At 67.6% G+C, this 18,612-nt stretch carries 21 protein-coding genes and 1 pseudogene; 4 read left to right on the top strand and 18 right to left on the bottom strand.

Annotation, left to right across the window (positions count from 1 at the left end):
* Positions 1–11: 11 nt before the first annotated feature.
* Both ACTJJM_RS03770 and ACTJJM_RS03765 read right to left on the bottom strand, forming a co-directional pair.
* Positions 12–557: a DNA-3-methyladenine glycosylase I gene (locus tag ACTJJM_RS03770; protein ID WP_197602420.1), complete on the bottom strand. Its 546-nt coding sequence runs from the start codon at positions 555–557 to the stop codon at positions 12–14.
* Entirely contained in the window at positions 554–2,341 is a 1,788-nt protein-coding gene (locus ACTJJM_RS03765) for a DUF4153 domain-containing protein (protein ID WP_440865161.1), read from the bottom strand. Before ACTJJM_RS03765 ends, ACTJJM_RS03770 begins: the two co-directional genes overlap by 4 nt.
* Positions 2,342–2,432: 91 nt before the next feature.
* Here ACTJJM_RS03765 and ACTJJM_RS03760 point away from each other — a divergent pair, with 91 nt between their 5' ends.
* The 4 genes and pseudogenes from ACTJJM_RS03760 to ACTJJM_RS03745 all read left to right on the top strand — a co-directional run.
* Entirely contained in the window at positions 2,433–2,999 is a 567-nt protein-coding gene (locus ACTJJM_RS03760; RefSeq protein ID WP_005408377.1) for a YqgE/AlgH family protein, read from the top strand.
* On the top strand, positions 2,992–3,486 hold the full coding sequence (gene ruvX / locus ACTJJM_RS03755; protein WP_440865160.1) for a Holliday junction resolvase RuvX: 495 nt from the start codon (positions 2,992–2,994) through the stop codon (positions 3,484–3,486). Before ACTJJM_RS03760 ends, ruvX begins: the two co-directional genes overlap by 8 nt.
* A 15-nt stretch (positions 3,487–3,501) precedes the next feature.
* Positions 3,502–4,452 carry an aspartate carbamoyltransferase catalytic subunit gene (locus ACTJJM_RS03750; RefSeq protein ID WP_010483671.1) on the top strand — a complete coding sequence of 317 codons (951 nt, stop codon included), beginning with the start codon at positions 3,502–3,504 and terminating at the stop codon, positions 4,450–4,452.
* A gap of 171 nt (positions 4,453–4,623) precedes the next feature.
* Positions 4,624–5,106: pseudogene (locus tag ACTJJM_RS03745) on the top strand (REP-associated tyrosine transposase); the annotation flags it as partial.
* 120 nt (positions 5,107–5,226) lie between these two features.
* On the opposite strand, the gene ACTJJM_RS03740 reads toward ACTJJM_RS03745, so the two are convergent.
* The 16 genes from ACTJJM_RS03740 to ACTJJM_RS03665 form a co-directional block, all read right to left on the bottom strand.
* Complete coding sequence (locus ACTJJM_RS03740) at positions 5,227–6,024, bottom strand: prolyl oligopeptidase family serine peptidase (RefSeq protein ID WP_019337120.1); 798 nt, start codon at positions 6,022–6,024, stop codon at positions 5,227–5,229.
* Positions 6,025–6,095: 71 nt separating this feature from the next.
* On the bottom strand, positions 6,096–6,362 hold the full coding sequence (locus tag ACTJJM_RS03735) for a hypothetical protein (RefSeq protein ID WP_010483664.1): 267 nt from the start codon (positions 6,360–6,362) through the stop codon (positions 6,096–6,098).
* Positions 6,363–6,421: 59 nt separating this feature from the next.
* Positions 6,422–7,783, bottom strand: a complete 1,362-nt coding sequence (gene mgtE, locus ACTJJM_RS03730) for a magnesium transporter (protein WP_010483662.1) — start codon at positions 7,781–7,783, stop codon at positions 6,422–6,424.
* A gap of 203 nt (positions 7,784–7,986) precedes the next feature.
* On the bottom strand, positions 7,987–9,756 hold the full coding sequence (ptsP, locus tag ACTJJM_RS03725) for a phosphoenolpyruvate--protein phosphotransferase (protein ID WP_010483659.1): 1,770 nt from the start codon (positions 9,754–9,756) through the stop codon (positions 7,987–7,989).
* A 2-nt stretch (positions 9,757–9,758) separates the two neighbouring features.
* Positions 9,759–10,028: an HPr family phosphocarrier protein gene (locus tag ACTJJM_RS03720; RefSeq protein ID WP_005408385.1), complete on the bottom strand. Its 270-nt coding sequence runs from the start codon at positions 10,026–10,028 to the stop codon at positions 9,759–9,761.
* Positions 10,021–10,413, bottom strand: a complete 393-nt coding sequence (locus ACTJJM_RS03715) for a PTS sugar transporter subunit IIA (RefSeq protein WP_010483657.1) — start codon at positions 10,411–10,413, stop codon at positions 10,021–10,023. The genes ACTJJM_RS03720 and ACTJJM_RS03715 overlap by 8 nt, the downstream gene beginning before the upstream one ends.
* Positions 10,414–10,826: 413 nt before the next feature.
* On the bottom strand, positions 10,827–11,711 hold the full coding sequence (gene rapZ / locus ACTJJM_RS03710; RefSeq protein WP_010483655.1) for an RNase adapter RapZ: 885 nt from the start codon (positions 11,709–11,711) through the stop codon (positions 10,827–10,829).
* Between the two features lie 27 nt (positions 11,712–11,738).
* Entirely contained in the window at positions 11,739–12,689 is a 951-nt protein-coding gene (hprK, locus tag ACTJJM_RS03705; protein WP_005408388.1) for an HPr(Ser) kinase/phosphatase, read from the bottom strand.
* Positions 12,686–13,138, bottom strand: coding sequence for a PTS sugar transporter subunit IIA (locus ACTJJM_RS03700; protein WP_440865159.1), 453 nt, complete (start codon positions 13,136–13,138; stop codon positions 12,686–12,688). Before ACTJJM_RS03700 ends, hprK begins: the two co-directional genes overlap by 4 nt.
* Before the next feature lie 21 nt (positions 13,139–13,159).
* Positions 13,160–13,477 (bottom strand): ribosome hibernation-promoting factor, HPF/YfiA family, encoded by a 318-nt coding sequence (gene hpf, locus ACTJJM_RS03695; RefSeq protein ID WP_004147311.1) that lies wholly within the window; start codon positions 13,475–13,477, stop codon positions 13,160–13,162.
* A gap of 58 nt (positions 13,478–13,535) precedes the next feature.
* Positions 13,536–14,960, bottom strand: a complete 1,425-nt coding sequence (locus ACTJJM_RS03690; RefSeq protein ID WP_440865158.1) for an RNA polymerase factor sigma-54 — start codon at positions 14,958–14,960, stop codon at positions 13,536–13,538.
* Positions 14,961–15,000: 40 nt separating this feature from the next.
* Entirely contained in the window at positions 15,001–15,720 is a 720-nt protein-coding gene (gene lptB, locus ACTJJM_RS03685; protein WP_010483646.1) for an LPS export ABC transporter ATP-binding protein, read from the bottom strand.
* Positions 15,720–16,271, bottom strand: a complete 552-nt coding sequence (lptA, locus tag ACTJJM_RS03680; RefSeq protein WP_005408392.1) for a lipopolysaccharide transport periplasmic protein LptA — start codon at positions 16,269–16,271, stop codon at positions 15,720–15,722. Before lptA ends, lptB begins: the two co-directional genes overlap by 1 nt.
* A gap of 104 nt (positions 16,272–16,375) precedes the next feature.
* The gene (gene lptC / locus ACTJJM_RS03675) at positions 16,376–16,951 is read right to left on the bottom strand and encodes an LPS export ABC transporter periplasmic protein LptC (protein ID WP_010483644.1); all 576 of its coding nucleotides are present in this window, start codon (positions 16,949–16,951) and stop codon (positions 16,376–16,378) included.
* Positions 16,948–17,496: a KdsC family phosphatase gene (locus ACTJJM_RS03670; RefSeq protein WP_440865157.1), complete on the bottom strand. Its 549-nt coding sequence runs from the start codon at positions 17,494–17,496 to the stop codon at positions 16,948–16,950. Before ACTJJM_RS03670 ends, lptC begins: the two co-directional genes overlap by 4 nt.
* Before the next feature lie 66 nt (positions 17,497–17,562).
* Entirely contained in the window at positions 17,563–18,564 is a 1,002-nt protein-coding gene (locus tag ACTJJM_RS03665) for a KpsF/GutQ family sugar-phosphate isomerase (protein ID WP_010483640.1), read from the bottom strand.
* Positions 18,565–18,612 lie beyond the last annotated feature (48 nt).

The following is an 18,612-nucleotide window of genomic DNA, read 5'->3' as shown; positions in this document are numbered from 1 at the left end:
GCGGCCGTCCTTCAACGTACGGCGGCCTGCAGCCACGGCGGCGACAGCTTCAGCAGCCGCGCATGCACCGGGCAATTCTCGGCGTGCGCACCGGGCAGGTAGCCCAGGCTCATCAGGAACTCGCCGGTGATCTCGCCGCCGGTGAAGCGGAACGTCTTCTTGAACAGCTTCACCCAGTCGGCCTTGCTGAGCGGGTGATGCGCATCCAGCCACGCCGCGAAGCTGCCATGGCTGGCCCGCAGCTGCTGGATCACCTGCGCGTTGTGGATCGCCGCCAGCACCTTCAGCCGGTTGCGGATGATGCCCGCGTCCGACAGCAGGCGTTCGATGTCCTGCTCGGCATACGCTGCCACGCGGTCCACATCGAAGCCGTCATAGGCCGCGCGGAAACCCTCGCGCTTCTTCAGGATCGTTTCCCAGCTCAGCCCGGCCTGGTTGATCTCCAGTACCAGCCGCTCGAACAGTTCGCGCTCGTCACGCTGCGGGAAGCCGTACTCGTTGGCGTGGTAGTAGTCGTGCACCGGATGGCCCGGGGCGATGAGGCAGTAGCCGCTCATGGGGAAGACTCGTTGGATTCGGGTTCGGGATCGATGGCCAGCGCAGGGCGCCCGCCGATGGACAGCATCGGCCAGCGCGGCGGTTCGAGAGTGAGTTCGCCATCGCGCAGGGCCTGGTTGATCGCCTCGGCCTGGCCGCTGACGGTGCCGAACAGCGAGCCGGCCCGGCGCCACTGGGCATCCCTGCCACGTGCGTACAGCACGCAGTCCGGTCCACGGTGGGTGTACAGCTCGCACAGCAGCACTTCGCCGGTGCCATCGCCGTCCAGGTCGCGATGCACGATCAGGCAGTCGCGCTCGCTCTGGGCGCAGGATTCGCCATTGATCGAACGCGTGGCCAGCGCCTGCCACCAATCGTCCGGTGGCGAGCTGGATCCCTTGGCCAGCTTCAGCGCGCGCTGCAGGGCAGCGACGTCCTGCGGCCCCTTGTCGAGGCGCTGTCCGTCATCCCAGCGTGACGTGCGTGCCAGCGCTGCCGCGATCACCTGTGGCGCGTTGGCATCGGCGGTGATGGCCGGATCACGCTGCAGCTCGCGCAGCGCCTGCACGCCACGGCGCCCAAGATCGAAGCGCAGCACGTTGACGTCACTGCTGGTGATTGCCGGCGGGTCCGCACGCAGGCGCGCCAGCTGGCTGGACAGGGTCAGCCGCACCGGGTCCAGCAGCGGCGAGTTGCCCAGCAATGCCAGTGCCAGCACCGCCCAGCACATCCAGCGGTTGACCGGCTCCAGCATCTGCAACCAGCGCCCCTGCCGGCGCAGCACCGCCAACGCGTAGCCCACGGCATAACCGGCCACGGCCAGCGCGATCAGCACCGCCCAGAACCGGTCCACGGTCCAGCCGTACTGCGCCACGCGCAGGCCCAGCGCGTACAGTGCCAGCGCCGCGTAGACCGGCAGCGCCAGCAGGCTGGCTTCAACAAGGCGGCGCAGCAGCAGGGGGTAGGGGGCGCTGTCTTCCCCTTGCTGGTAGACCGCATTGGTGAACGTCATCAGCAACAGCGACAGCACCAGCAGCAGGCTGGCCGCCGAACGGGTCTTCCACAAGGGTTCCAGCCCGGTAAGCGGCAGGCTCAGCACGAACAGCACGGCGATGAACGACAGCAGCGGCAGCAGCCCGCGGCAGATCGCGAACAGCACCTGGCGGGTGATCTGGATCGCGCGGTGCTGGGTGCGCCCGATCAGCACGCCGAACCCGGTCAGGCTGCCGGTGGCCAGCGCGATGAACGCGTCCTGCCGGAACAGGTCGCGGAAGAACGTCACCTCCAGCAGCTGGAACAGCGCCGCCCACAGCCACAGCAGCAGCCAGGTCAGCCCGGTGAACAGTGCGGCGAGAGCCAGGGTCAAACCGTTCTGCCAGGCGCGCTCGAACAACTCGGGGTAGCTGGCACGCCAATGCCCGTGCTGCAGCTGGAACTGCCACCAGGGCAGGGCCACGAACACCGCCACGGCCATGCCCAGGGTCAGCGGGAACTGCAGCGCGCCCGATTCCAGTGCGGTCTCGCCATTGAGGTTCCAGCCGATCCAGGCGGCCAGCGCCAGCACCACCGCCGAGCCGAGCGCGGCCTGCAGCCACAGGCGGCGCTGGCCCAGCTCGACCAGGCTCAGCGCCACCGCGCTGGGAATGGCCAGCACCCAGGCGTACCAGCAGTAGCGCCAGCCGATATCGCGGAAGGGCCAAGCATCGGACAGCTCCTGCGCGGCGTACAGCATCAGGCCCTGCAGCAGGGCGATCAGGACGATGGCGCTGCGTGCCGGCAGGCTCAGGGGCGAAGAGGGCTGCATCGATGACCTTCCATGGCAAAGCACCATCCTAGCCCATCGCTGCACGCGCCCATCGCGCGACCATATCGGCCCCAGCAGGTAGAATGGGGCCATGCCTGTAACGCCGACCTCCCTTGCCGATCACCTGCTCGTCGCGCTGCCGTCGCTGCTCGACGCGACCTTTGCCCGCAGCGTCGCGCTGATCTGCCAGCACGACGAGAACGGGGCGATGGGCGTGCTGGTCAACCAGCCTTCCGAGTACACGCTGGGTGAAGTGCTTGCACAGATGGACATCACCACCGGTGATGGCGACCTGCAGGCGCGCATGGTGCTTAACGGCGGCCCGGTGCATCCGGAGCGCGGCTTCGTCATCCATGACGACGCGCGGGCGTGGGATTCCAGCCTGACCGTGGGCGACGGCCTGTACCTGACCACCTCGCGCGACATCCTCGAAGCGATGGCGCGGGGCGAAGGCCCGGCCAATGCCGTGGTCACCCTTGGCTGTGCCGGTTGGGGCGCAGGGCAGCTGGAAAGCGAGCTGTCCGAGAACAGCTGGCTGACGGTGCCGGCCGATGCCGAACTGGTGTTCCAGCTGCCGCTGGAGCAGCGCTGGCAGGGTGCGGCCTCGCGTATCGGCGTGGACCTGTTCCGGCTGACGGATTACAGCGGCCATGTCTGAGCCGGTCGCGCCCGCACCGGTTCCTGCTGCCCCGGCGATCCTCCGTGATGGCACCGTTCTGGGTTTCGATGTCGGCTCGCGACGGATCGGCGTGGCTATCGGCAGTGCCTTCGCCGCGCATGCGCGCGCGGTGGCCGTGGTCGATGTGCACGGCAACGGCCCGGACTGGACCGCGATCGAGCGCCTGCTCAAGGAATGGAAGCCCGATGGCCTGGTGGTTGGCGACCCGCTGACCCTGGACGGCCAGGACCAGCCCAACCGCAAGCGTGCGCAGGGCTTCGCCCGCCAGCTGCGGGAACGTTTCAAGCTGCCGGTGGTGATGATCGACGAGCGCTCCAGCTCGGTCGAGGCCGCCCGCCGCTTCGCCGTCGAGCGCGCCGAAGGGCGCAAGCGCCGCCGTGATGCGGCCGCCCTCGATGCCGTGGCCGCGGCGGTGATCATCGACCGCTGGCTGTCGTCGCCGGACGACGCCACCCCCATTCCCTGACTGCCCGACACCGCCATGACCGCCCAGCAAATCGATGCCTCCGGACGCCTGCGCCACCTGCTGACCCTGGAGGGCCTGCCGCGCGAGACCCTGCTGCAGCTGCTCGATCGGGCAGGGCAGATCCGCGATGCCGCAGTCGGCCGCGTCGGCAACAAGCGCCACGTATTGGCCGGTTCGGCGGTGTGCACGCTGTTCTTCGAACCGTCCACGCGCACCCGCAGCTCGTTCCAGCTGGCCGCGCAGCGGCTGGGCGCCGATGTACTGAACTTTGATGCCTCGACCTCGTCCACGCGCAAGGGCGAAACCGCCTGCGACACGCTGCGCAACCTGGAAGCGATGGGCGTGCGCGGTTTCGTGGTGCGCCACCCGGATGATGGCGCCGTGGCTGCACTGGCCGACGCTGCGGGCGAGGGCACCGCACTGATCAACGCCGGCGACGGCCGCAGTTCGCACCCGACCCAGGGCCTGCTGGACATGCTGACCCTGCGCCAGGCCAAGGGCCCGGATTTCTCGAAGCTGAAGGTAGTGATCGTCGGCGACGTGAAGCACTCGCGCGTGGCCCGCACCGACCTGCATGCGCTGCGCACGCTGGGCGTGGGCGAGATCCGCGTCTGCGGCCCGCAGTCGCTGCTGCCGGACGACGAGACCCTGAAGGGCTGCGTGGTCGGCGATGATTTCGACGCGATGCTGGAAGGCGTCGACGCGCTGATGATGCTGCGCCTGCAGCGCGAGCGCATGGAAGAAGGCCTGGTGCCGTCGCTGGAGCAGTATCACACGCAGTACGGCCTGACCACCGAGCGCCTGGCCCGCGCCGGCAAGGATGCGGCGGTGCTGCACCCGGGCCCGATCAACCGCGGCGTGGAAGTGACCGACGAGGTGGCCGACGGCCCGCAGTCGTGGGTACTGCGCCAGGTCGCTAACGGGGTCGCCGTGCGCATGGCCGTGCTGGAAACCCTGCTGGGCTGATCGCCCTGGTGGGCTGACCTGCCCTGGTGGGTGCCGACCGTTGGTCGGCACTGAACCATCAGTGCGGTGAAGTGCGGGCCTAGCCACTGAATGGTTCCGGGCCTACCTGTACTGACGTGGTTGCCCGATAGAAGACGGATGCCGGCAGGCGCACGCTTGGGCCCATGAACCGCACGCCTACGCCTTGGCCGCCATTCCCGGATCGGGCAATCCTACATCCTGACCACCGTCACCCAGGAACGTCGATGCTACTTCGATGATGCCACTGCGGCACAGGAGGTGATGGATGTGTTCCGTCGCATTGATGCTGAGGGCCTGACGCACTCACTTGCCTATGTGGTCATGCCAGACCACATCCATTGGCTTGTGGAGATCCGAGCGTTCTCGCTGGACCGCATCATGCAACGCTTCAAATCGAGCAGTGCATTGCGGATCAACCGCATGCTGGGTAGGACAGGACGATTCTGGCAATCGAGCTATCACGATCACGCCATTCGTTCTGAAGAATCACTGTTTCGCCATGCGATGTACATCGTCGCCAACCCGGTCAGGGCGAACCTGGCGAGCTGCGTGGCGGATTATCCGTATGCCTGGTGCCGATGGGAGATCGATGTGAGTTACCAGGCAATGGATTACCCCGAAGCGGAGAGATAGTGCCGACCAACGGTCGGCACCCACCAATACCCAAGCCGACCAACGGTTGGCATCCACCAACATCCATGCCGACCAACGGTAGGCATCCACCAACAGATGTTTCCCAGCAGAAGCTGTGGCTCAGCGCTTCTGCGCGAACAGCCACGCCCACATTGCCGGGTCCGCATAGGTGGCATCCCAGGCGTTGTGGTTGCCGTCGGGGTACTCGGTATAGCGCACGTCGCGTGCGCTGGCGCCCTGGAAGGCGGCGTGCAGCCTGCGGTCGTCGTCCGGCGGCACGACGTCGTCCAGCGCGCCGTGGAAGATCCAGATCGGCGTGTGCCGCAGGCGCTGCGCGATCACGGCATACGGATCGGTTTCCTGGGCGACCTGCTCGACGAACAGGGTTGGGCGCTTCGCGCGTGGTGCAAGTACCGCGCCGCACACGGGGACGATCGCGGCAAAGCGGCGCGGGTCGTCCAGCGCGATGTTCCAGCTGCCGTAGCCGCCCATCGACATGCCAGTCAGGTACTGCCGTGCCGGGTCGGCGCCGAATTCGGCGATCGTGGCGTCCAGTGCGGCCACTGCCGCACGGTTGTTGCGGCCGCTCCATTCCTCATGGCCCGGTACCTGTGGGAACACCACCAGGGCGGGGAAGTCGGGATGCTCGCGCAGGTAAGGCCCCAGCCCGGCGTAGGTCTGCTTGACGCCATCGGCACCGCGCTCGCCGGAGCCGTGCAGGAACAGGATGACCGGGAGGTGGGTGGGAGCGGCGGCCTGCACGCCGGCCGGAATGAACACCTGATAGTAGGCGGTCTCCCCCTCCACCTTCACCGCACGTGCCTCGAAGCGACCACGCGCGCTGTCCGGCAGCGAAGTGCAACCGCTCATCACCAGAAGGGCCAGCAGTGGCAGCCAGCGCGACATCGAACGGACCATGGGAATTCCCGAAGCGGCAGGTATGGCCGCATCGTAGTCCGCCGCACGTCAATGAGGCATCGTGCGCCGCGTCACTGCGGACGCGGGAAACTGGCGATGATGTCCAACTGCTCCTGTGCCTCGGCGTTGCCTTCGGCGGCAGCTGCCTGCACCTGTGCCATGTCCGGATGCAGCACCACCAGCAGCGGGTTCTCGCAGACCGGGCAGTCGTACTCGGTGGCGTCCTCGTCCAGCTCCATCTCCATGGCACGCGAGCTGCCCTTCCATTCGCAGGCCGGGCAGGTGTGCTGCTGGTCGCGCCAGCCGGGCTGGAAATAGTTTTCGATCGTTGTTGCCATGGGTGTTCCAGTTGGGTGGGGTCAGCGCCCCGCGTGGCGGGGGCCGATCCTCGATGCGGTCAGTGCAGCAGCACCAGCGTGGCCAGGCCGAGGAAAGTGAAGAAGCCCATCGAGTCGGTCACGGCGGTCAGGAAGATGCCACTGGCCAGCGCCGGATCGAAGCCGAAGCGCTTCAGTGTGAGCGGCACCAGCACGCCGGCCAGCGCTGCGAACAGCAGGTTGCAGGTCAGCGCGATGGCGATCACCGCAGACAGACCGGGTGAATGGAACCAGGCCAATACGATCAGGCCCAGCACCGAGCCGAGCATCACGCCGTTCAACAGCGCAACCCGTACCTCCTTCCACAACAGGGTGCGCGCGTTGGAGGCGCCCACCTGGCCCAGCGCCAGGCCGCGCACCATCAGCGCCAGCACCTGGGTGCCGGCGTTGCCACCGAGGCCGGCCACGATCGGCATCAGCACCGCCAGCGCCACCAGCTTGTCGATGGTGCCCTCGAAGTGGCCGACCACGCTGGAGGCCAGGAACGCCGTGCACAGGTTGACCGACAGCCACATCAAGCGGCGGCGCATGGCGCGCCAGACCGGGCTGAACAGATCTTCGTCCTCGTCCAGGCCGGCGGCGCCCAGCGCCTGGTGCTCGGCCTGTCCACGGATGATGTCGACCACGTCATCGATGGTGATGCGGCCAACCAGGATGTTGTTGTCGTCCACCACCGGCGCCGAGATCCAGTCATGGTCGGAGAACTGGCGGGCGACCTCCTGGTCGCTTTCGCCGACATCGATCGCCGGCTGCTCGTCGTCGATCAGGCGGTTGATCGGGGTGGTGTCCTCGTGGGTCACCAGTGCCGCCAGCGACACCCGGCCGAGGTATTGATGGCGCCGGCTGACCACGAACAGGTGGTCAGTGTGGTCGGGCAGTTCGCCTCGCAGGCGCAGGTAGCGCAGCACCACGTCGACGTTGACGTCGGCGCGCACGGTCACCACGTCCGGGTTCATCAGGCGCCCGGCACTGTCCTCGGGGTAGGACAGCACCTGCTCCAGGCGCTCGCGGTTCTCGCGGTCCATCGACTTGAGGACTTCGTCGATGACCGTGTCCGGCAGGTCTTCGACCAGGTCGGCCAGGTCGTCGATGTCCAGGTCTTCGACCGCGGCGATGATTTCGTCCGGGTCCATGTCCGCGAGCAGGCTCTCGCGCACGTCGTCGCCGACGTGGACCAGCACCTCGCCGTCATCTTCCGGATCGACCAGGCCCCACACCACCTCGCGCTTGCCCGGCGGCAACGATTCGAGCAGGTTGCCGATCTCGGCCGGGGCCAGGGTGTTGACCAGGCGGCGCACCGGGCCCAGCCGACCGCTGTCCAGTGCGTCGGACAGCATCCGCAGTTGGCGTGCAGTCTTGTCGTGGCGTACAGCTTCAGCCATCGCAGCTCCCGCGGGATAAGAAAAGCCGCGATCCCGGCAAGGATGCGGCAACAGGGGTGTTCAGCGCGTCATTATCGCAAGGGGATGTTTCAACGCATAGCCGCCACGCATGGCAGCCGATGGTAGTGCCGGCCGCTGGCCGGCAACCTCACGGACCTCGATGGCGGCGATTGCCGGCCAGCGGCCGGCACTGCCCTTGGCGCTCAGGCCGTTTCGGCCACCAGCGCCAGCCAGCGCTCGATGGCGCGGCGGTCGCGTGCGGCCAGCAGCTTCGGTGCGCGCGCACGCAGCGTGGCCAGGTCGGCCTCGCGGATCGCGCGGCGCACCTCCAGCAGTGTACCGGGGTGCAGGCTGAACTCGCTCAGGCCCAGCGCCAGCAGCAGCGGCGTCATCCGCGCATCACCGGCCATCTCACCGCAGACCGCCACCGGGATGCGATGCCGCGCACCGGTCTCGATCACCATCTGCAGCAGCCGCAGCACGGCCGGATGCAGTGGCGAATACAGCTCGCCCAGTGCCTCGTTGTTGCGGTCGGCGGCCAGCAGGTACTGCACCAGGTCGTTGGTGCCGATCGACAGGAAGTCGACCAGGTCGATGAAGCTCTCCAGTGCCAACGCCGCAGCGGGCACCTCGATCATCGCCCCCAGTGGCACATGGTCGGACACCATGTGACCTTCGCCACGCAGCTGTTCGGTCAGCTTGAGCATGCGCCGGCGCACCGCCAGCAGTTCCTCGCGGGTGCTGACCATCGGCACCAGCACGCGCAGCTTGCCGTAGGCCGAGGCCCGCAGGATCGCGCGCAGCTGGGTGTCGGCCACCTTCGGCCGTGCCAGCGACAGGCGCACGCCGCGCAGTCCCAAGGCCGGGTTCTCTTCATTGCTCAGGGTCAGGCCGGTACGGTCGGCCTTGTCCGCGCCCAGATCGAGCGTGCGGATGGTGACCGGTCGCCCGCTCATGCCCAATGCGGCATCGCGGTAGGTCTGGAACTGTTCTTCTTCGTCCGGCAGCTCGTTGCGCTGCAGGAACAGGAATTCGGTGCGGTACAGGCCCAGTCCCTGCGCGCCCAGCGCATGTGCCTGGGTGACGTCCTCCAGCGATTCGGCATTGGCCAGCAGCGCGATGTCGACCTGGTCGCGGGTACGGCTGGGCTTGCTGCGCAGGCGGCCGAGCTCGCGCTGCTCGCGCGCATGCTCTTTCAGGCGCGCGCGGTAGTCGCGCAGGTTGTCGGCCTGCGGGTTGGCGGTGATGCTGCCGTCGGCGCCATCGATGATCAGCACGTCGCCATCGGCGATGCGGCTGAGCAGCTGCGGCACGTTGACGATCAGGGGCAGGTGCAGGCTGCGCGCCAGGATGGCGCTGTGCGACAGCGCGCTGCCGGCGGCGGTGACGATGCCGACCACGCCCTGCGCCTGCAGTTGCGCCAGCTCGGACGGGGCGATGTTGTCGCAGACCAGGATCTCCCCGGCCAGGCCCTTCATCACCGGCGGCCGTTCGGGCTGCAGGAAGGCGTGGATGCGGCCGATCACATGGTCCAGGTCGTCCATGCGGCTCTTCAGATAGGCATCGTCCATGCCATCGAAGACCTTGGCCAGGCGGTCACGCTGCAGGCGCAGTGCATAGCCGGCGCTGTAGGGGCCGCTGCGGATCAGTTCGTCCAGCCCGAACAACAGCTCGGGATCGTCCAGCAGCAGGGCATGCAGGTCGAGGAACTCGCCCACTTCCTGGTTCAAGGCGCCATGCAGGCGCTGGCGCAGCTCGTGCATTTCCGTGCGCGCGGCATCCACCGCCCGGTGCAGGCGGGCCAGTTCGGCCTCGATCTGATGGGCGGCGATGCGCTGCTCGGCCACTTCCAGCGCATGCGGCAGGCGCACCCGTGCCCGGCCCATCGCCGCGCCACGGGCAGCACCGTGCCCGGCCAGCAGCTGTACCGGCCGCTGGCTGGAAGGGACCTGGGCGGCACGCGCGCGTGGCACGCTCAGCTGTCCTCGTCGAAGCGGCGTTCGAACAGGCCGACCACCGCTTCCATCGCGGCGGCTTCGTCCTCGCCGTTGATGCGCACCGTGACCGGGGTGCCCTGGCCGGCGGCCAGCAGCATCACGCCCATGATGCTCTTGGCGTTGATCTCACGGCCCTTGGCGGCCATGGTCACGTTGCAGCGGAACGGCGCCAGGGTCTGCACCAGCTTGGCGGTGGCCCGGGCATGCAGGCCCAGGCGGTTGCTCACGGTGAGTTCTCGTTCAAGCATCGTCGACTATCGCTCCATTACGGGTACCCGCCGCGGCTGTGGCGGGCAGTTGATCCAGTCCCTGTTCCGGATAATTCATCACCCGCAGCAACATCGGCAGGCTCAGCGCCGACACCCGGCGAACCGGGGTCCCCAGACGGGCCAGCTGCCCGGCAAGGTTGGCGGGGCTGGCGCCGTACAGGTCGGTCAGGATCAGCACACCTTCACCGCCATCGACCCGCCGCAGAGCGGCCGAGGCAAGCGGGAGAAGAGCATCCAGGTCTGCGTCGAACGGTACTTCGAAAGCTTCGGTTTTCAGCGGCAACTGCCGCAGGAGCCGGGTCGCCACGTCAAGCAGGGCGGTCCCGACCCCGGGATGTGTTACGAGGAGAATGCCACAGGTCATTACTGCACGTTAACAGGTCAAGGTGAATTGGCGATAGCAGCAGGAGAGGGGCACTGTGTCCCGTATTCAGTGTTGCCAGGGTCAGAGCCCTTTTCCCCTGGAAAAGGGATCCGACCCCATGCGTTTTTCGATGCCTGACCGGGACTCATCCACGCATGGCGTGGATCGTGTCGACCAAGGTCGACACCCACCAACAGCACACGGAATCTGTCAGAGGCGGGGCGGTGTGGGTAGGCAGGACCGTTGGCGCCATGGATGGCGCCATCGAGCCCCCAGGGAGGGGTTCACGGCGTGTCCTGCCTGCCCACATCGCCCCGCCATCCCACGGAATGCCGCTTTTGCTTTTGCTGTTGCTGTTGCCGGCCAGCGGCCGGCACTACCGGCGGGTGCCGGGCGCAGCCCGGCCGACCCCCTCAATCCTGTTCGCGGTGGTACGTCGCCACGTCTTCCCAGCCCATCTCGCGGGCATGCCGGGCCAGGCGCTCGGCCAGGAACACCGACCGGTGCTTGCCACCGGTGCAGCCGAACGCCACGGTCACGTAGCTGCGGGTGCCATCCCCCAGCTTCGGCAGCCAGGTATCGAGGAAATCCATCAGCTGGGCCAGGTAGCGCTGCACGTCCGGCTGCGCTTCCAGGTAGTCACGCACGCCAGGCTCACGGCCGCTGAGCGCGCGCAGGTCCGGGTCCCAGTGTGGATTGGGCAGCACCCGCGCGTCGAACACGAAGTCCGCTTCGGCCGGCACGCCGCGCTTGTAGGCAAACGATTCGAACAGCAGCGACAGGCCGGTGGCATGGTCCATCGTGAACTCGGTGATGATCCGCCGCCGCAGCTGATGCACGTTGAGGTTGCTGGTATCGATCACCGCATCGGCCTCGCGGCGCAGCGGTGCGGTCAGCTCGCGCTCGCGGGCGATCGCTTCGGGCAGCGACAGGCCCAGCTGGCTCAGCGGATGGCGACGGCGGGTGTCGGCATAGCGCTTGAGCACCGTTTCATCGCTGGCCTCGAAGAACAGCACCTTCACTTCCACGCCGGCGTCGGTGGCCAGCTGCCGCCAGTCGCCCAGCTGGCTCAGGTCGGCCTGGCCGCGCACGTCGATGCCCACCGCCAGCCGGCGCGGCGCGCTGCCGTCGTGGTTGGCCAGCAGGCTGCGCACGAAGTCAGGCAGCAGGTGGATCGGCAGGTTGTCCGAGCAGTAGTAGTCCTGGTCCTCGAAGGTCTTCAGGGCGACGGATTTACCCGAGCCGGACAGGCCGCTGACGATGATCAGGGTCGGGGCGGAGGGGGTTGCGGTGCTCATGGACAGGCTCTTCGAAGGGCAGGGGAATCAGGGCGTTCGCCGTTCCAGCAGGTTGCTGTGGCGGGCGATGAACATCGCCGCCGGGTCGATGCCCTTGGTACGCAGGATATGCAGGCGGGTGGCGGCTTCGGTCAGCACGGCCAGGTTACGGCCAGGCATCACCGGCAGGGTGATCAGCGGAACATCCAGGTCCAGCACATGGCGGGTGCCCGAGTCGCCGGTCAGGCGCTCGTAGCCATGCGGGGTGGGTTCGGTCATCGGCTTGGTCAGGTGGACGATCAGCCGAAGGTACTTGTTCTTCTTTACAGCTGTGTCGCCGAACATCTCGCGCACGTTCAGTACGCCCAGGCCGCGCACTTCCAGCAGGTCCTGCAGCAGCTCGGGGCAGGTGCCGTCGAGTACGTCGGGCGCGATCTGGGTGAATTCGGGGGCATCGTCGGCGACCAGGCGATGGCCACGGCTGAGCAGTTCCAGCGCCAGCTCGCTCTTGCCCGATCCGGCCTCGCCGGTGATCAGCACGCCGATCGAGTAGATCTCCATGAACACGCCATGCAGGATCACCCGCGGCGCCAGCGTACGCGCCAGGTGGTAGGACAGGTGGTTGAGCAGTTCGTGGCCGCGCTTGGGCGACAGCCACAGCGGCGTGCCGGATTCATCCGCGGCGGCACGCAGGTCTTCCGGGCACGCCTGGTTGCGGGTCAGCACCAGCGCCAGCGGGTGCGACTGCATGATCTTTTCGATGGTCTCCCAACGCTGGCGCGGTTCCAGCGCATCCAGCCAGGACAGTTCCTCGGTGCCCAGGATCTGCACCTTGTTGGGATAGATGGCGTTGAGGTAGCCGGCCAGCGAGGGGCGCCGCGAGACCGTGTTGCCGGCCTCCAGCTCGCGCTTCTCGCCGGACTTGCCGGCAGCCCAGCGCAGCCCCAGCCGCTCGCGCTGCTGTTCGAACAGTTCACGGGCGGTGATGCTGGTATTCATGCGGCGCTCGCAGGTGGGGTCATGTCCAGCGCCTCGCGCAGGGCCCGGGCATCGCCCGCTTCGCGCAGGGCCTGGCGGATGTCCGGCGCGGAGAACAGCTCGGCCAGCTCGGACAGCAGCATCAGGTGCTGGTGGGTGTAGTGGGCGGGGACGGCCATGGCGAACACCAGGTCCACCGGCTCGTCGCCGCCGAAGTCGACCGGGGTGGCCAACCGCAGCAGGGCGCCGCGGGGGCGGTCCAGGGTTGGCGCGCGGCCGTGGGGAATGGCGATGCCGTGACCGATCACGGTGCTGCCCAGCGCTTCGCGCTGGCACAGGCTCAGATAGATCTGTTCGGCGTTGGCCTGGCGGCAGGCCAGCAACCCGGCGGCGGCCTGCAGGACGCTGTCGCGGTCGGTGGCCGTGCAGAGCTGGGTCTGCACGGCCGCCAGGAGGTCAGTCAGGGGCATGTCTGCGGGGAACGGTGGCGATCAGCCACCATTGTCGCCCACCGGCAGCGGCGCGTGCTGCTGTTTTTTCTCCTTGTGCTTGATCACCAGGCGGTCAAGCTTGTCCGCAAGCAGGTCGATCGCGGCATACATGGTCTGGGCATTGGCCTCGGCGTGCAGGGTCTGGCCGGGAATGTTGAGGCTGGCGTCGACGTGGTGTTCGGTCTTCTGCAGCTTGAGGGTCACCCGCGCTTCGCAGTGCTGGTCGAAGTGTTTGCCGATCCGGGCCAGCTTCTCCTCTACATAGGACTGCAGGGCCGGGGTGACTTCGACATCTTTGCCAAACGTTTCGATGCGCATCGGGTTTCTCCTGTGTTCGGATGTGCCAATGAACCTCTCCGCCGGGCGCGGCGGCGCGTCAAGCGATTCTGACCCTTTCGTGCGAGGCGGAAATGTTCATGGCTTCACGATACTTCGCCACGGTGCGCCGCGCTACTGGAATTCCCGATGATTTGAGCAGGTCAGCCAGCTTGGCGTCAGAAAGCGGCTTGCGCGGGTTCTCGTCGTCGATCAGGCGCCGGATCATCGCCTGGATGGCGGTGCTGGACGCCTCGCCACCGCCCTCGGTATCAATGCCGGAGGCAAAGAAGGCGCGCAGCGGCAGGGTGCCTCGCGGGGTACGCACGTGCTTGCGGGCGATCGCGCGCGAGACCGTGGATTCGTGCAGGCCGAGCTCGGCGGCGATCTCGCGCAGGGTCAGTGGACGCAGCGCCTGCTCACCGAATTCAAGGAAGCCGGCCTGCTGCAGGATCAGGCTGCGCACGACGCGCAGCAGGGTTTCGCCACGCTGCTGCAGCCCTTTCAGCAGCCAGCGCGCTTCCTGCAGCTGGGCACGCAGGTAGCCGGCATCGGCGTCGCCACAGCGTCGGATCAGCTGTTCGTAGCCGCGGTGGATCACCACCTTCGGCCCGGCATGCGCGGCCAGCGCCGCGCGCCACACGCCGTTCTGCCGCCACACCACCACGTCCGGCACCACATAGGTGTCCTGCGACAGCGGTGCGATCTGCGTGCCCGGGCGCGGGTCCAGCGAGCGCAGCAGCGCCACGGCAGCCTCGACCTCGTCCAGCGGCTGCTTCAACTCATGGGCAAACCCGGCGACGCCGCTGCGCGGCAACCGTTCCAAGGGGCCTGCGGCAATCTGCCGCGCCAGGATCAGGGCGGGCGTGTCGCCGGCCAGCACATCCAGCTGCAGCAGCAGGCATTCGCCCAGCGTGCGTGCAGCCACACCCACCGGATCGAAGCGCTGGATGCGATGCAGCACGGCGAGGATCTCGTCCTCGTCGGCGTGGATCGCCGGCAACAGGGTTTCAGCGATGGTGGCCAGCGGCTCGCGCAGGTACCCGTCGTCGTCCAATGCATCGATCAGTGCCGCGCCGATGCTGCGATCACGCGAGGACAGATGCGACAGATGCAGCTGCCACAGCAGATGGTCGGCCAGTGTTTCGGTTTCGGCTACGCGCTCGGCAGCGCTGCCGTTGTCGTCGTCATCGTCGAAGCTGCCACCGCTGCCGGCCGCGCTCCAGTCCAGTTCGGCCGGTGCCCAGTCGTCACCGGCATCGGTGCGTTCTGCGGCGGCGTCACTGTCGTTGCCATCGCCGGCTTCGTTGGCGGTACTGCTGCTGTCACTGCTGTCGGCCCAGTCCAGCAGTGGATTGCTTTCCACCGCCTGCGCGATTTCCAGCTCCAGCTCGGTGGTGGACATCTGCAGCAGCTTGATCGCCTGCTGCAACTGGGGCGTGAGCACCAGTTGCTGTCCCAACGATGTCTGCAGCCGAGTCTTCATGCCTGTGCCGAAAGGAAGGAAAGGGACCCGGCGACTGCACTCACAGCTTGAAGGAATCCCCGAGGTAGACGCGACGTACATCGGCGTTGTCCAGGATCGCTTCCGGCGAACCCTGGGCCAGCACGCTGCCCTCAGCGAGGATATACGCGCGGTCGCAGATACCCAAGGTCTCGCGCACGTTGTGGTCGGTGATCAACACGCCGATGCCACGCTGCTTGAGATGGGTGACGATGCGCTGGATCTCGCCGACCGAAATCGGGTCGACACCGGCGAACGGTTCGTCGAGCAGGATCAGGCGCGGCTGCGCGGCCAGGGCGCGGGCGATCTCGCAGCGGCGGCGTTCGCCACCGGACAGGCTGGCGCCGAGCTGGTCGGCGACATGGCCCAGCTGCAGTTCGTCGAGCAGGCTGTTCAATTCGCGCTCGCGGCCCTTCGAATCGAGGTCCTCGCGCAGTTCCAGCACCAGGCGGATGTTGTCGGCCACGGTCAGCTTGCGGAACACCGAGGGTTCCTGCGGCAGATAGCCCACGCCCTGCTTGGCGCGGGTATACATCGGATCGCCGGTGATGTCTTTGCCATCGAGCACGATGCTGCCAGCGTCAGCCGCAACCAGGCCGACGATCATGTAGAAGCAGGTGGTCTTGCCGGCGCCGTTGGGGCCGAGCAGGCCGACCACTTCACCGGCGTCGAGGGTCAACCCGAAGTCCTTGACGACTTCGCGCTGCTTGTACTTCTTGCGCAGGCCCTTGGCGACGAGCATTACTTCCTGCTCCCGGCCGGCTGCGCCGGCGTGGTGGCCTTGGGCTGTGCCGCAGGCGCGGCCGGGGTCTTGTTCTTCGGCGGGATGACGGTGCGCACGCGGCTGCCGTCACCACCGGAGTTCATCTCGCCGGTGCGGGTGTTGTAGACCATGCGCTGGCCGGCATTGGTGCCGCGGGCGCTGGTGACCTTGTAGTTGCCGGTCAGGGTGATGATCTCGGTCTTGATGTCGTAATCGATGCGATCAGCCAGCGCGTCCATCCAGGTGCCGTCATCGAGCTGCTGCTTCATCTTGGCCTGCTTGCCGGTGAACACCACGCGCACGGCCTCGCCGTCCTTGAGGTAGATCTCGGCCTCGGACGAGCGCAGGTCCAGCGTGCCCTGGGTGATGATCACGCCCTGCGACAGCACGGTCTTGCCGTCGCCGGTGAGCATGCCCGACTGGGCGCCGGAATCGATGTGCATGTCTTCGTTGCGGTCGGTGGACTTGGCGAAGGCGGCGCTGGGGACAAGAAGACCGAGCGCGAGTACGGCGGCAAAGGGAATCTTCATCGGGGTCCGTTCTACCGGTGGAGGCCGCCCGGGCGGGCCGGGGGCGGGCGGATGGGGCTGCCGGCCCTGCGCCTGTCCGGAGACGTCGCAGGCTGGCGGCGGAATCAGTGCTTGGGCGTGTAGCGGCCCTTGGACTGGCTGAGGAAATGATACGTGTTGTTCTTCGAATCCACTTCGAAGCCGACGCCGGACTGTTCCATGCCCGGGCGGGTCATGGTCACCAGGGCGTCGGTGCGGGCGCGGTTTTCCTTCGGGAACACGTCCAGATGATCGGTGCGGAAGGTGGTCGGCACCGTGCCCGGGCCGGCCGGGCTGTCGCCGGCAACATTGCCGCGCAGCTTCATCTCGTCGCCCTTGGCACTGAGCCAGCCGGTCTCGGCACGCAGGGTCCAGTGCTTGCCATCCTTGTCCGGCATCTCGAACAGCGGCGTGGCGATGTTGATGGTCTGGTCACCGCGCTGGCGCTCCAGCAGCGGCGCACGCAGGGTAGTCGATTCCTTGCCGTGCTCATCCAGGGCGACGATCTGGAAGTCATGCAGGATGTAATCCACGCCGACTTCCTGGCCGCCACTGGCCGGGCCCTTGTCACGGTTGCGCAGCGCCGCCCAACTGCTCAGCAGGGCGGCCAGCAGCAGGCCGATGCCGAGCACGGTGCGCCAGTTCAGGGTGGGCAGGTTCATGCGCCGAACCTCGCCAGCACGGCGTCCACGTGGCCCTGGGCGGCCAGCAGGATGTCGCACAGTTCACGTGCGGCGCCCAGCCCGCCCTCGGCACAGGTCTGCCAGTGCACGCGCTCGGCGATCCACGGATGGGCGTTGGCCGGGGCCACCGCCAGGCCGACCGCACCCAGTGGCGCCAGATCGGGCAGGTCATCGCCCATGAACGCCACCTGTTCCAGGCCGATGCCGTGCTGCGCGCACAACGCCTGCACGCTGGCCAGCTTGTCGCCCACGGCGATCTGGGTGTCGACGCCGAGGTCGGCGCCGCGCTTGAGCGCGGACTGGCTGTTGCGCGCGGTGATCAGCACGGGGTGGATACCGTGCTGCTGCAGCAGTTTCAGGCCCAGGCCATCCTGCACGAAGTACGCCTTGCTCTCGTTGCCGTCCTTGTCGTAGTACAGCCGACCGTCGGTGAGGGTGCCGTCCACGTCGAAGCAGGCCAGGCGGATACGGGCCGCGGCGGCATGCAGGTGGGCGGGGAAGGCGGGCAGGGGGGACCAGGGCATCAGGGCGGCAGGCTCGTTGGGGGCAGGTGCGGCGTTACAGACTGAATGGGGTTGATGGACTGTCGGTTAAACCACCCGGGCCCGCAACAGGTCATGAATGTTCAGGGCGCCGACCGCGCGGCCCTGGCCATCGACCACGATCAGGCCATTGATTTTCTGGGTTTCCATCTGCCGGGCCGCCTCGACCGCGAGCTGGTCAGCACCGATGGTGCGCGGGTTGCGGGTCATCACATCGGCGATCTTTGCGGTGCGCACGTCCAGCGCGCTGTCCAGCGCACGGCGCAGGTCACCGTCGGTGAACAGGCCGATCAGCACGCCGTCGGCATCGACCACGGCGGTCATGCCCAACCGTTTGCGGCTCATTTCCATCAGCGCTTCGCTGAGGCTGGCGTCGGCGCCCACGCTGGGCAGGTCCTCGCCGGTGTGCATCACGTCGGTGATGTGCAGCAACAGGCGGCGGCCGAGGCTGCCGGCCGGGTGCGAGCGGGCGAAGTCATCGGCGGTGAAGCCGCGTGCGTCGAGCAGGGCCACAGCCAGCGCATCGCCCATCGCCAGCGAGGCGGTGGTACTGGAGGTCGGCGCCAGCGCCAGCGGGCAGGCCTCGGCCGGCACACTCACATCCAGATGGATGTCGGCGGCGGTGGCGAGGCTGGACTGCGGGCGGCCGGTCATGGAAATCAGCACGTTGCCCTGGCGCTTGAGTACCGGCAGCAGCATCAGCACCTCGTCGGACTCGCCCGAATAGGACAGGGCCAGCACCACGTCGTCTTCGGTGATCATGCCCAGGTCGCCGTGGCCGGCTTCACCGGGATGCACGTAGAACGCCGGCGTACCGGTGGACGCCAGGGTGGCGGCGATCTTGCGGGCGATATGCCCGGATTTGCCCATGCCGGTGGCGACCACCCGCCCGTGGCTGGCCAGGATCGCCTGGCAGGCCTGCTGGAAGGCCTCGCCAAGGCGGTCGGCCACGGCATCCAGCGCCTGCCGCTCGATCTCGAAGACGCGGCGGCCGCTGGCGACCAGGCCGGCAGGGTCGACGGAACGGGGGGGCAACAGGGATTCGGCCATGCGGACGCCACGCAGCGGAAGTAGAATGGACGCACATTTTATTAGGAA

It is taken from the genome of Stenotrophomonas sp. 22692 (assembly GCF_052045015.1).
GTDB classification, from domain to species: domain Bacteria; phylum Pseudomonadota; class Gammaproteobacteria; order Xanthomonadales; family Xanthomonadaceae; genus Stenotrophomonas; species Stenotrophomonas geniculata.
Note: the sequence above shows the minus strand (reverse complement) of the source record. Positions and strands in the feature narration are given on the sequence as shown.